The organism is Arenimonas fontis, from assembly GCF_008386465.1.
Taxonomy (GTDB): domain Bacteria; phylum Pseudomonadota; class Gammaproteobacteria; order Xanthomonadales; family Xanthomonadaceae; genus Arenimonas; species Arenimonas fontis.
The window spans coordinates 155,544-167,714 of the sequence record NZ_VUOD01000002.1 but is presented as its reverse complement, the minus strand read 5'-3'; the positions used below and the strand labels follow the sequence as shown (position 1 = coordinate 167,714).

General features: G+C 71.8%; 14 protein-coding genes, 1 tRNA gene and 1 other RNA gene. 8 read left to right on the top strand and 8 right to left on the bottom strand.

Annotation, left to right across the window (positions count from 1 at the left end; all coding sequences use genetic code 11):
- The 3 genes from moaC to F0415_RS03110 are packed head-to-tail and all read left to right on the top strand — an operon-like array spanning position 1 to position 1,156.
- Positions 1-486, top strand: a complete 486-nt coding sequence (moaC, locus tag F0415_RS03120) for a cyclic pyranopterin monophosphate synthase MoaC (RefSeq protein ID WP_149859745.1) — start codon at positions 1-3, stop codon at positions 484-486.
- Positions 487-490: 4 nt separating this feature from the next.
- Positions 491-727 carry a MoaD/ThiS family protein gene (locus tag F0415_RS03115; RefSeq protein ID WP_149859744.1) on the top strand — a complete coding sequence of 79 codons (237 nt, stop codon included), beginning with the start codon at positions 491-493 and terminating at the stop codon, positions 725-727.
- A 9-nt stretch (positions 728-736) separates the two neighbouring features.
- A complete protein-coding gene (locus tag F0415_RS03110) occupies positions 737-1,156 on the top strand; it encodes a molybdenum cofactor biosynthesis protein MoaE (protein WP_149859743.1) in 420 nt (139 codons plus the stop codon).
- Between the two features lie 246 nt (positions 1,157-1,402).
- On the opposite strand, the gene ffs is transcribed toward F0415_RS03110, so the two are convergent.
- Positions 1,403-1,499, bottom strand: an RNA gene (gene ffs / locus F0415_RS03105) — signal recognition particle sRNA small type.
- Between the two features lie 49 nt (positions 1,500-1,548).
- Positions 1,549-1,641 (bottom strand) — tRNA-Ser (locus F0415_RS03100).
- A gap of 142 nt (positions 1,642-1,783) precedes the next feature.
- On the opposite strand from F0415_RS03100, the gene dnaX reads away from it, so the two are divergent.
- From dnaX to F0415_RS03080, 4 genes are read left to right on the top strand one after another with little or no spacing between them, the layout of a single operon-like run.
- Entirely contained in the window at positions 1,784-3,508 is a 1,725-nt protein-coding gene (dnaX, locus tag F0415_RS03095; protein WP_149859742.1) for a DNA polymerase III subunit gamma/tau, read from the top strand.
- Between the two features lie 19 nt (positions 3,509-3,527).
- On the top strand, positions 3,528-3,854 hold the full coding sequence (locus tag F0415_RS03090) for a YbaB/EbfC family nucleoid-associated protein (protein ID WP_149859741.1): 327 nt from the start codon (positions 3,528-3,530) through the stop codon (positions 3,852-3,854).
- A 16-nt stretch (positions 3,855-3,870) separates the two neighbouring features.
- Positions 3,871-4,473, top strand: coding sequence for a recombination mediator RecR (gene recR, locus F0415_RS03085; protein WP_149859740.1), 603 nt, complete (start codon positions 3,871-3,873; stop codon positions 4,471-4,473).
- An 11-nt stretch (positions 4,474-4,484) separates the two neighbouring features.
- Positions 4,485-4,829, top strand: coding sequence for a histidine triad nucleotide-binding protein (locus tag F0415_RS03080; RefSeq protein ID WP_149859739.1), 345 nt, complete (start codon positions 4,485-4,487; stop codon positions 4,827-4,829).
- A gap of 13 nt (positions 4,830-4,842) precedes the next feature.
- Here F0415_RS03080 and F0415_RS03075 read toward each other — a convergent pair whose 3' ends face one another.
- From F0415_RS03075 to F0415_RS03060, 4 genes are read right to left on the bottom strand one after another with little or no spacing between them, the layout of a single operon-like run.
- Complete coding sequence (locus F0415_RS03075) at positions 4,843-5,322, bottom strand: Slp family lipoprotein (RefSeq protein WP_149859738.1); 480 nt, start codon at positions 5,320-5,322, stop codon at positions 4,843-4,845.
- Positions 5,323-5,357: 35 nt separating this feature from the next.
- Entirely contained in the window at positions 5,358-7,298 is a 1,941-nt protein-coding gene (locus F0415_RS03070) for a transglutaminase TgpA family protein (protein ID WP_149859737.1), read from the bottom strand.
- Positions 7,291-8,259, bottom strand: coding sequence for a DUF58 domain-containing protein (locus F0415_RS03065; protein WP_246149838.1), 969 nt, complete (start codon positions 8,257-8,259; stop codon positions 7,291-7,293). The genes F0415_RS03070 and F0415_RS03065 overlap by 8 nt, the downstream gene beginning before the upstream one ends.
- Positions 8,260-8,265: 6 nt before the next feature.
- The gene (locus F0415_RS03060; protein WP_149859736.1) at positions 8,266-9,219 is read right to left on the bottom strand and encodes an AAA family ATPase; all 954 of its coding nucleotides are present in this window, start codon (positions 9,217-9,219) and stop codon (positions 8,266-8,268) included.
- 38 nt (positions 9,220-9,257) lie between these two features.
- Between F0415_RS03060 and F0415_RS03055 the strand changes: the two genes are divergently transcribed.
- The gene (locus tag F0415_RS03055) at positions 9,258-11,099 is read left to right on the top strand and encodes an ArnT family glycosyltransferase (protein ID WP_149859735.1); all 1,842 of its coding nucleotides are present in this window, start codon (positions 9,258-9,260) and stop codon (positions 11,097-11,099) included.
- Positions 11,100-11,101: 2 nt separating this feature from the next.
- On the opposite strand, the gene F0415_RS03050 is transcribed toward F0415_RS03055, so the two are convergent.
- Positions 11,102-11,680 (bottom strand): Maf family protein, encoded by a 579-nt coding sequence (locus F0415_RS03050; RefSeq protein WP_149859734.1) that lies wholly within the window; start codon positions 11,678-11,680, stop codon positions 11,102-11,104.
- Positions 11,677-12,162 (bottom strand): hypothetical protein, encoded by a 486-nt coding sequence (locus F0415_RS03045; RefSeq protein WP_149859733.1) that lies wholly within the window; start codon positions 12,160-12,162, stop codon positions 11,677-11,679. The genes F0415_RS03050 and F0415_RS03045 overlap by 4 nt, the downstream gene beginning before the upstream one ends.
- Positions 12,163-12,171 lie beyond the last annotated feature (9 nt).

Here is a 12,171-nt window from a genome sequence, read left to right as displayed (position 1 = left end):
ATGGCCGGCAAGCGCCTGACCCATGTGGATGAAAGCGGCCGCCCGGCCATGGTGGACGTGTCCGGCAAGCAGGCGACCGCCCGCGAGGCGGTGGCGGAATGCCGCGTCCGCTTCCCGGTCGCGGTGGCGAAGCAGCTGCGCGCCGGCGGCATGCGCTCGGCCAAGGGGCCGGTGGCCGACACCGCCATCATCGCCGGCACCATGGCGGTCAAGCGCACGCACGAACTGCTGCCGTTTTGCCATCCGCTGCCGATCGAGGGCTGCCGCTTCGACGTCGGCTGGGCCAGCGACACCGTGCTGCGGATCGAATGCGCGGCGAAGACCACACACCGCACCGGCGTCGAAATGGAAGCGCTGACCGGCGCCACCGTCGCCGCGCTCACGGTCTACGACATGTGCAAGGCCCTGTCGCACGCCATCATCATCGGGCCGGCGAAACTGCTGGCCAAGCGCGGCGGCAAGCGCACCGTGGGGCGGGCAGGGTGAAGCGATGAGCCTGACGGTGCTGTACTTCGCCAGCCTGCGTGACGCCGCCGGCCGCGACAGCGAACAGCTGCCATTGCCGGCCTCGCTGCCGGAGCTGTACATGCAGCTGCGCGAGCGCTACCGCTTCCCGCTGCCGAAGGAGAAGCTGCGCGTGGCCGTGGACGGCGAGTTCGTGGCCTGGGACACGCCGCCGCGGGCCGGCAGCGTGGTGGCCTTCATCCCGCCGGTGTCCGGCGGCTGAGGCGGCGGCGTGAAACGTTTCGCCCTCAGCGCCGGGCCGCTGGACGCAATCGTCCTGCGCCAGCGGCTGTTGGATCCCGCGGCCGGTGCCTGCGCCAGCTTCGAGGGCTGGGTGCGCGACCACCACCAGGGACGCCGCGTCGCCGGCCTGCGCTACGAGGCCTATCCCGAACTGGCGGAACGGGAAGGGGAGGCCATCCTCGCCGAGGCCATGACCCGCTTCGACCTCATCGCCGCCACCTGCGTCCACCGCCTCGGCGATCTTGCCATCGGCGACCTGGCCGTCTGGGTCGGCGCCAGTGCTGCCCATCGCGGCCCCGCCTTCGACGCCTGCCGCTGGATCATCGACGAAGTGAAATCCCGCGTTCCCATCTGGAAACGCGAACACTATGCCGACGGGGATGCCGCCTGGCTGCATCCCGGGGCGTAGGTTCCTGACGCGGACAGGAAGCCGCGGATCAACGCGGATGAGCGCGGATGAAGCAGGAACAGATCAGGAGCAATCCGGTCCGCCATGGTGACGCCGGCCATCCTGCCATGCGGCAAGCATGAATAGCCCCCCTTGGTAAGGGGGGCACGCCGAAGGCGCGGGGGATTGGGAGCCCTGAGCTCGGGGCCCGCGATCTGCGCAGCAGATCGTGGGCCGCCTTTCCGGTCGAAGGCCAGAAGGGCGGCAGCCCCGCCGGCTTGTCCCGGCACCCGCATCATCCGATACCGTTGCTGCCTTCCGGCCCTGGCGGGGTTTTCGGACCAGCGTCGCGGGAGGCCGACGGGGCCACCATCGAAAGCGACGGCGCGCCGCAGGGGCGCGCCGTCAGGAAGTGGCGGAGAGAGAGGGATTCGAACCCTCGATACGGGGTTTAGCCGTATACACACTTTCCAGGCGTGCTCCTTCAACCACTCGGACATCTCTCCGCAGAGATAAGCGCCTGAATCGAGCCGGAAATGATACGCGCCCGCCGCGCAGGGGACAAGCGCGGCGATCGGCGGCTTGGACCCGGCCCGTTCGGGTTGGCACAATGCCCCGACGGATTCCGCCGCGCCGCCGAGCCCCCGAATGTCCTATCTCGTCCTAGCCCGCAAATGGCGCCCCCGGCGCTTCGCCGAGCTGGTGGGCCAGGAACACGTGGTCAAGGCCCTGAGCAACGCCCTGGAGACGGGCAAGGTCCACCATGCCTTCCTGTTCACCGGCACCCGCGGCGTGGGCAAGACCACCATCGCCCGTATCTTCGCCAAGTCGCTCAACTGCGAACGTGGTACCGGTGCCGAGCCCTGCGGCGAGTGCGAGACCTGCCAGGCCATCGATGCCGGCCGCTTCGTCGACCTGCTTGAGATCGATGCCGCCAGCCATACCGGCGTGGACAACGTCCGCGACCTGATCGACAACGCCCAGTACCTGCCGGCCCGTGGCCGCACCAAGGTGTACCTCATCGACGAGGTGCACATGCTTTCCAAGCCGGCCTTCAACGCCCTGCTCAAGACCCTGGAGGAGCCGCCGGAGCACGTGAAGTTCCTGCTGGCCACCACCGACCCGCAGAAGCTGCCGGTCACCGTGCTGTCGCGCTGCCTGCAGTTCAACCTGCGCCGGCTGGAGCAGGAGCAGATCGCCGGGCAGATGCGCCGCATTCTCGAGGCCGAGGGCGTGCCGGCCGAGGCCGGCGCCATCACCCTGCTGGCCAGGGCGGCCGACGGCAGCCTGCGCGACGGTCTGTCCCTGCTGGACCAGGCCATCGCCTTCACCGGCGGCAAGCTGGACGAGGCGGCGGTGAACGCCATGCTGGGCACGGTGGACCGGGCCCGTGTGGGCGAGCTGCTGGAAGCCTTGGCGGCCGGCGACGGCGCCGCCCTGATGGCCAGGGTGGAAGACCTGGCCGCCTATTCGCCCGACTACGGGCACGTGCTCGAGGATCTGGCCACGGCCCTGCACCGGATCCAGCTGCAGCAGCTGGTGCCGGGAGCTGTCGCCGGCGACGAGCGGGTGGACCTGGCAGGCCTGGCCGGCAAGCTTGCGCCCGAGCTGGTCCAGCTCTGGTACCAGATGGCCGTCTCCGGGCGTCGTGATCTCGGCCTGGCCCCCAGCCCGCGCACCGGCTTCGAGATGAGCCTGTTGCGCATGCTGGCCTTCCGGCCGGCGGGTGGCGGCAGCGGCGGCGGCCTGCAGCACAGCGCCGGCGCAGCGGCTTCGCCCGCTCCGGCTGCGTCACCGGTGTCGGCGGTGCCTGCTTCGGTCGCGGCGCCGGCCTCCGACCCCGCCTCCGACGCCGCGCCCGCTCCGCAGGTAGCGCCGGCGCGGCGGCCTGAAGGCCTTGCCGCCGCGCCGCTCGCGTCCATTTCCACAGCCGCCCGGTCCGGCAACGGGTCGGGCAGCGTCCCGGGCGCCGGCCGCCGCCTGGCCAGCGCGGAAGACTGGCTGTCCCTGGTCGCCGGCGCCGGCCTCAAGGGCCCGGTGCGGGAACTGGCGGCGCACTGTGCATTTTGCGGCCATGCCGAGGGCGTGTTGTCGCTGTCGCTGCCCGACAGCTTCGAGCACCTGCGCAGCGACAGCCTGGTGCGGCAGCTGGCCCGGGCCCTGGCAGGGCCCCTGGGAGGCGAGCCGCGCATCCGCTTCGAATCAGCCCGCGCGGCCGACGGCGAAACCCTGCACGCGCGCAACGAGCGCGAGCGCGGCGAACGCCAGGCCGAAGCCGAGTCGGCTTTCCTGGCCGATCCCGTGGTGGCGAGCCTGGTCAGCCAGGGCGCCACCGTCCTCCCCGACACCATCCGTCCGCTGGACGATCACTGAGCACACGAAGGACACGACCATGCGAGGCAACATCGCCCAACTCATGCAGCAGGCCCAGCGCATGCAGGACAACCTCAAGAAGGCCCAGGAGGAACTGGCCGCGCTGGAGGTGCAGGGCCAGTCCGGCGGCGGCATGGTCAGGGTGAGCCTGACCGGTCGCATGGAATGCCGCGCGGTGCGCATCGATCCCTCGGCGCTGGCCGACGCGGAGATGCTCGAGGACCTGATCGCCGCCGCCTTCAACGACGCGGTGAACAAGGCCAACGAGGAAAGCCAGAAGCGCATGTCGGCAGCGACTGCCGGCCTGCCGCTGCCGCCGGGCATGAAGCTGCCGGGCATGTTCTGAGCGGGTAACACCGGCCGTGTCCGCCTCGCCCTTGCTGGAGCAGCTGATCGAAGCCCTGCGCTGCCTGCCGGGGGTCGGTCGCAAGTCTGCCCAGCGCATGGCCTACCACCTGCTCGAGCGCGACCGCGAAGGCGGCCTGCGTCTGGCCGGCGCACTGGCCGAGGCGGTGGAGCGGGTCGGGCATTGCGAACAATGCCGCGACTTCAGCGAGACGCCGGTCTGCCCGATCTGCGCCAGCGCTTCGCGGGAGCGCAGCCAGCTGTGCGCCATCGAATCGCCGGCCGATCGCCTGGCCATCGAGACCGCCACCGGCTACCGCGGCCTGTACTTCGTGCTGCAGGGCCGGCTCTCGCCGCTGGACGGCATCGGCCCGCGCGAGCTGGGCCTGGAGCGGCTGGCGGCGCGCCTGGCCGCCGGCGAGGTGCGCGAGCTGATCATTGCCACCAACCCGACGGTCGAGGGCGAGGCCACGGCTCATTACCTGGCTCAGCTGGCCCGCCAGGCCGGAGTGCGACCCAGCCGGTTGGCGCATGGCCTGCCCCTGGGCGGCGAACTGGAATACGTGGACCGCGGCACCCTGGCCCATGCCTTCGGGTCGCGCACCGAGATCCTTCCCTGAGGAGCAGCGACATGGCCGGCAGCATCTTCGACAAGATCATCGCCCGGGAAATCCCCGCCGACATCGTCCACGAGGACGAAGACGTCCTGGCGTTCCGCGACATCAACCCGCAGGCGCCGGTGCACGTGCTGTTCATTCCCAAGCGGCCGATCGCCACGCTCAACGACCTGCGGGCGGGCGACGAGGCGCTGGTCGGTCGCCTGGTCATGGCGGCGGCAGCCTGGGCCAAGGCGCAGGGCTTCGCCGAGAACGGTTACAGGTTGGTGATGAACTGCAACCGCGACGGCGGCCAGACCGTTTTCCACATTCACCTGCACCTGCTGGCCGGGCGAGCCATGCACTGGCCGCCGGGGTGAGCGTTCAGGCCGCTTACCACCACCAGTAGGGGTACCGTTCGATCACCACCACATCGCGGCGCTCCGGCCACAGGTACACGACCTCGGCGGCCAGGCGCGGGTACCGGTAGCCGTAGTCGCCGACCTTGCGGTGTTCGAAGCCGTCGATGCGGCCTACGAAAGACACGTCGCGGCCGGGACGGAACACCTCGGGGTCGTAGAAACCGGCCCTGCAGGCGATGAAACGGCCGGTGCTGCCGTCCCGGTCGACCGGCCGGCCGTCGCCGGCCAGCGGCCGCGAAACCACTTCGAAACAGCTTTCCTCCGCCAGCGGTTCGACGCTGACGATGCGGCCGCCCCAGCGCACGCGCTCGCCGAGGCTGCCGGCGCGTACCGCATCCGCGGGCGAGAGGGCGACGAATTCACCCTGCAGGGGTTTTGGCGCACTGGCGCAGGCGGCCAGCAGCAGTCCGGCCAGCGCCGTTACCGTCGTGCGAAGCGGGGACCGGTGCATGGGGTTCTCCTGGATCCATTGCGAATGCGATTGCTTCAGCGACCGCGGCCGGAAGGCCGGAACGCGTCCAGTTCGTCCGCCAGCCGGGTCTGTTCCTGTGCCGGCAATCCGCCCGGAGCGTAGCGGTGCCGGGCGTAACGTCCGCTGAGCGAGCGCAGGATCTCGGCATGGGCGGGAAAGGCGGCGGCGGCGCGTTCGCCGAAGCTCAGCGGCGGCTCCCAGGGGTGGCGCGCCAGTCCGGCCCTGGCCAGCCGGCGATCGAAACGGCGCCAGGCGGCCCGCAGGGGGTCGTGCGGCTGCCGGCGCCCACGCAGCATGAGCCACAGGGTCAGGCCCAGCGCCAAGGCGGCACCGGCGGCGAATGCGGCAGCCAGCTGCAGCGCGTCGGCGCGGTCCAGGCCCAGGGGGCGCAGCAGGCCGGCCTGGCGCTCGGCGTTGAAGCCAAGGAAAAAATCGTTCCAGCCGCGACGCACCCAGTCGGCGACGTTGCGCAGGGGCAGCAGGGCATCGGGCGGCAGCAGGGCCTCGCGTCGGGCGAGGTCCTGCACCGTGTCGAGCACGCGTTCTGGCCGTACCGCCGCAGTCGGATCCACGCGCACCCAGCCGCGTCCTTCGAGCCAGATCTCGGTCCAGGCGTGCGCATCCATCGAACGCACGATCCAGTAGCCGCCGATCGGGTTGCGATAACCGCCTGCGTAACCGATCACCACCCGCGAGGGAATGCCGGCCGCGCGCATCAGTACCGCGAAGGAGGAGCTGAAGTGCTGGCAGAAGCCAACCCGGGAGTCGAACAGGAACTCGTCCACGGCGTGCCGCCCGGAAGGGGGCACATGCAGGCTGTAGCTGAAGTCGCTGGCGATCCAGTCCAGTGCCCGGGCGACCAACGCGGTGTCGTCTTCGCCAAGCTCCCGGCGCCATTGCCGGGCCAGGGCCAGGGTGCGGGGATTGAGGTCCGGCGGCAGCGACAGCAGCTGCCGGCGGGCGACACCCGTCGGCGCGTCGGTGATGGTGCCGCCCGGCGCTGACAGGGCGTCGTAGCTGACCAGGCGGCTGACCGGCGCCGACGCCAGCACCGTGCCGTCGCGCCGCAGCTGGCCGTCGGCGGGCGAGGCCAGGGGTATGTCCAGGGTGACCAGGTAGCGGCGGTCGGTGGGTTCGAGCGTCACCCGGTAGCGCAGCGGCGGCAGCGGTGAACGCACCCGCGGCGGTTGCGGCTCGGGCGCCAGGCCGCGATCCCAACTGCGGCCGTCGAAGCGCGACAGCACCTGGGCGCGCCAGTACAGCTCGGGCCGGGCGGGCTCCTGGCCGTCGAAGCGCGCGCGCAACACCGGCGCGTCGTCGGCGAACAGGTCGATCCAGCGATCCGGCGTCATGCTTTCACCCAGGCCGCTGCGACCCAGGGCGTTTTCCGGCATGCCCCAGAGCGGGCTGGCCAGACGCGGGAACAGCCAGAAGCCGGCAGCGGCCAGGGGCAGCGCCATCAGCAGGGTGAAGCCGACCTGGCGCAGCCTGGCCCGGCCCGAGCCGGGCGACCTGCCGTCGCCGCCCTCGGCCAACAAGGCCAGCACCGCCAGCACCACGGCGACCGCGGGCAGGGCCAGGCCCAGGCTCAGCGGCCCCTGGTCCTGCAGGAAGGCGGCAAAGGGTGCGAACAGGGAAAAACCCAACAGGGAATGAGCATCGCGCACGCTGCGCGTTTCCAGGGGCTTGATTGCCAGCAGGCAGGCCAGCAGGGCGCAGCCGGTATCGCGGCCCAGCCGGAACTCATGGCTGGCCAGCACGTAGCCCACCAGGCAAGTCAGCAGCAGGCCGCGCAGCCAGCCGGGCCAGGGGCGATGCACGGCCAGGCCCAGCGCGGCCAGGGCCAGCGAGACCATCGCCAGGCCCGGCGGCACCAGCGGCAACAGCGGCAACAGACAGGCGAGGGCGGCCAGGACCGCCCAGCGCCGCAGGCCGATCGGCAAGGTCTCAGGCATGCGGCATCAGCGCCAGCGCGCGCAGGCAGGCATGGCGATGCTCGGGACCGCGTCCGGGGCCGATCCGCTGTCCCGGCAGGCTCAGGCGATAGCGTCGCCCTTCGCGCTCGGCTTCGATCACCCAGCGGGTCAGGCGGCGGATTCGGGCCTCGTGCGCCAGGCCGGTCAGGGCGTACCAGTCCAGGTCCAGTTCGCGCTGGGCGCTGGCCTCGTACTCGCGCACCAGCAAGCGCTGGTTGCGAGCCGAGGACTTCCAGGCGATCTGCCGCATCGGATCGCCCGGGCGGTACTCGCGCAGGTGATCCGGTTGTTCGCCGCTGCTGCGGCTGCGCCGCGCCGCTCCCTCGCCGCCGCTGTCGGGCAAGGGCACCGGTTCCGCTTCGGGCGCCGGATAGACCAGCAGGCGGACGTCCGGCTGCAGCCAGCACCAGGCCCTGGCCAGGCCCAGCGGGCGGATGGTCGAGAGGCGGATCCGGCCAGGACGCAGCCAGCCGCGCTGCCGGGTGGGGCAGGGCAGGCCCACTTCGCGGCGCTCGCCCGGCGCCAGGTCGAAGCGGGCGTGGGCGTCGCCCAGGCGCAGTTCCAGGCCGGGACGGTCGTGTTTGCCCTGGGCTTCGAAGGCCAGGCGCAGGCGCAGCGGCTGGCCCGCGTGCACCGGCTCGGCGTGCAGGGCGCGCAACCGCAATCCCGACAGCAGCAGGTGCGATTGCACCAGGCTGTTGTGCGCCACCGCCAACAGCAGGAAGGCCAGCAGCAGGGCCGGGTTGTTGTTGTAGTTCAGACCGCCGACCAGCATGGCCAGCAGCATCAGGCCGAGGAACAGCCCGAAGCCGGTGGGCAGGATGTAGACCCGGCGCCGGTCCACGCGGACGGGCAGGACTTCCGGGCGGCGTGGCCGCACCAGCGGCAGCGAGGAAAGCCGCTCGCTGAGCCGTTCGACCAGGTCCGGTGCCGGCGTCACGGCCGCTCAGTCCACCGGAACCGCCCGCAGGATGCCCTCGGCCAGCGCCTCGCGGCCTTCGGCCTCGGACTCGGGCACCAGGCGGTGGGCGGCGACCGCCTGGAACAGCGCCTGAACGTCCTCGGGCAACGCGTGGTCGCGCCCTTCCAGCAAGGCCAGGGCACGCGCGCCGCGCAGCAGGCCCAGGCCGGCCCGCGGCGACAGACCGACCTGCACACCGGCATGGCGGCGGCTTTCCTGCAACAGCGCCTGCACGTAGGCCACCAGCGGTGCGCTCGCGTGCACGCCTTCGGCGGCCGCCCGCAGGGCCAGGACGTCGTCGGCGCCCAGGCAGGGCATGCACTGGGCGATCAGGTCGCGGCGATCCTCGCCGGCCAGCATCTCGCGCTCCGCCTGCGCGTCCGGATAGCCGAGGCGCAGGCGCAGCAGGAAGCGGTCCATCTGCGAGTCCGGCAGGGGGAAGGTGCCGGCCAGGTCCACCGGGTTCTGGGTGGCGATGACGAAGAAGGGCTGGGGCAGGGCGTGGGTCACGCCGTCCACGGTGACCTGCTGCTCGGCCATCGCTTCCAGTAGCGCGCTTTGCGTGCGCGGCGGCGCGCGGTTGATCTCGTCGGCCAGCAGCAACTGCGTGAACACCGGCCCCGGATGGAAACGGAACTCGCGGCTGGCCTGGTCGAAGATGGAAACGCCGACGATGTCGGACGGCAACAGGTCGGCGGTGAACTGGCTGCGCTGGAAATCCAGGCCGAGCGTGGCGGCCATCGCCCGCGCCAGGGTGGTCTTGCCCAGGCCCGGCAGGTCCTCGATCAGCAGATGGCCGCCGGCCAACAGCGTGGTGAAGGCCAGGCGCACCTCCCGCGGCTTGCCCAGCACCAGCCGGTTCACTTGCGCCTCGGCATCGGCCAGGGCCCGGCGGCGGCGCTCGGGTAGGATGTCGGCAGGCAGGGGCGATACGCTCATCGGCAGGTCCTGGCGGGAATCACGAGGCAAGCATACCCATGGATGGTGGCATCCCGTCCGGTTCCGTGCGCGTGAAGCCGGTCGCGCTCTGGTTGCTGCTCTCGCTGGCCAAGCTGTGGCTGGCCGCCCGCTTGCCTGCCTTCGGCGACGAGGCCTTCTACATCCAGGAAGGCAGGCGCCTGGCCTGGGCCTATTCCGATCTGCCGGGGCTCACGGCCTGGCTGACCCGGCTGGGTCAGGAGATCTTCGGGCAGGGCCTGTTCGCGGCACGCCTGCCCTTTTTCCTGCTCGGCGCCCTGCTGCCCTGGCAGCTGTGGCGGATCTCGGCGCGCTGGTTCGGCCCGGAGGTGGCCGACCGGGCGGCGCTGCTGGCGATGCTGATGCCGCTGGGCGGCCTGATGGGCGTACTGGCGCTGCCGGACGTGCCCCTGCTGGTGGCAGGATTGCTGTGCGTGGACGGCCTGGCCGCGATGATGGCCGGCCGCCGCGGGGCAGGCGCCACGGCCCTCGCCGCAGGCCTGGTGCTGGGCGCCTTGGCCCACTACCGGTTCGCCGCGTTCCTCGCGGCCGGTCTGGCCGGCCTGCTGCTGGCGCCGGCGGGAAGACGCCTGCTGCGCGAACCCCGGCTGTGGCTGGCGCTGGCCGCCGGCGCCCTGGCCTGGTGGCCACTGCTGCGCTGGAACCTGGACCATGCCGGCGCCGGTCTCGGCTTCCAGTTCGTGGACCGCCATCCCTGGACCTGGCATGCCGAAGGCCTGGTCTGGCCCTTGATCCAGGCAGTGCTGTTGACGCCGCTGTTGTTCGCGGCGCTGCTGGGCACGCTGGTGGAAGCCTGGCGCCGACGCCGGGAAGGCGCGGCCTGGCCATTCCTGTTCGGCGCCGGCGCGATGGCGACGCTGGGCTGGTTCCTGCTCGGTTTTTTCGCCGACAGCGATCGGGTCAGCTTCCATTGGCCGCTGGCCGGCTGGTTGCTGGCCTGCTGCGCCGCGCCCGTGCTGCTGTGGCGGTGGCGAAGGCCATGGCGACGACTCTGCCTGGGAATGGCCGCTGCCGGATCGTTGGCCTTGCTGGCGTATCTCGCCGTGCTGGCCGATCCGGACGGGCGTCGCGCGCTGGCAGGCTCGCCGGCATACGCCGACAACTTCTCCGGCTGGAGCGAGGTGGCGGAAGCCACGCGCCGGCGCCTGCAGGCCATGCCGACGGGGACCCGGCTGGTGGCAGACAACTTCATGCTCGGTGCCCAGCTCTCGCTGGCGCTCGGCCGCGACGACGTGCTGGTGCTGGAGCATCCGCTCAATGCCAAGCATGGGCGCGCGCCGCAGTTGCGGCACTGGGGCCTGCTGGCCGAACACAGGCCCGGAGGATCGGTGCTGGTGGTGCTGGAGGACACCGCCCGGCCGGGCAAGCATCGCCTGCGTGCTTACCGCGCCTTGTGCGAATGGGCCGGCAGCCTGGATTCGCCGGAGGTGTTGAACGTGGACCATGGCAGGAAGCGCTTCCTGCTGTTCGCCTTGCCGGCGCCGGAGCGGGGGGGCTGCGTGCTGCCGGCGATGGCGGACCTGGAGTCGCCGCGCCCGGGTCAGCAGCTCGAATCCGCCTTCGAGGTTGCCGGCTGGGCGATCAAGCCCGGCGCCGGCGTCGCCCGCGTCGAGGTGCTGCTGGACGGCGAACCGGTGGCGGAGGCGATCTATGGTCATGCCCGCCCCGATGTCCTCGACTACTGGGGACTTCTGCGGGACGGCGCCGACACCGGCGTCGGCTTGCGCGCCCGTGTCGAGGCCGGCAACCGGTCGGGCGCGGCGTGGCTGTCACTGCGCGTGCATGGCCGGGACGGCAGCGTCGAGGAGCTGCCGGCGATGCCCGTACGGTTCGCCCGCTGAGATCAGGGCAGTGCGAAGCCGGCTTCGCGCAGGGCGCCGGTCAGGGCGATCAGTGGCAGACCAATCAGTGCAGTCGGGTCTTCGCTGCGGATGGCGGCGAACAGGCTGATGCCCAGCCCTTCGCTCTTGAAGCTCCCGGCGCAGTCGTAGGGCTGTTCGGCGGCGAGGTAGCGGAGGATCTCGTCATCGGCCAGTGCGCGGAACCGGACTTCGGTCAGGTCGCAGTGTTCGAAACGGTCATGGCCTCCGGCCCGCAGCAGGCAGAACGCGGTGTGGAAGCGCACCTGTCGGCCGGAGGCCGCCCGCAGTTGCGCGAAGGCGGCATCTGCGCCACCGGGCTTGCCGATGGCGCGGCCGTCCAGTTCGGCCACCTGGTCGGAGCCGACGATCCAGGCGTCCGGATGACGCCCGGCCACCGCTTCGGCCTTGGCCGATGCCAGCCGGCGGGCGAGCGCTGCGGGCGCCTCGCCGGGAAGCGGCGTTTCGTCCGCGTCGGGGCGGTCGCAATCGAAGGGCAGGCGCAGCCTGGCCAGCAGCTGGCGCCGGTAGGGCGAGGTGGAGGCCAGGATCAGCCGGTTCATGCCTGTCCGGGCGGCCGGCGCAGCCCTGCCGGCTCCCGGCTGGCCGCGGCGGCGCTGGCTTCGGTGGCCTCGGCCAGTTCGGCGCCGGCCTGCTCCAGGTCGGCCAGCTGTTCGGCCAGACGACTGCGAGCCCGATCCAGTGCCTCGCAGGCGGCATCCAGTTCGGCCTGGCTGGCGGCGTCGCCGTGATGTTTGATCCACAACCGGTGCTGCAGCAGGTCGCGCTTGGCCTCGCGCACCGGCAGTGGGCCGTCCAGCGAGGCCTGGGCGACGGCGCCGATGTCGGCCGGCACGCGGCCGACCACGGCATGCAGCGCCTGCATGCGCACCTGGCTGCGGTCCAGCAAGGCCTCGACCTCGTCGGCCAGATCCAGCAGGCGCTCCAGGCTGCGGTCGCGGCGCCGGCCGCGGCGGATCAGCAGGATCAGGACGGTCGCCAGGGCCAGGGCGGCCAGGGCGAGCAGGGTGAACAGTTCGGGCATGGGCGGATC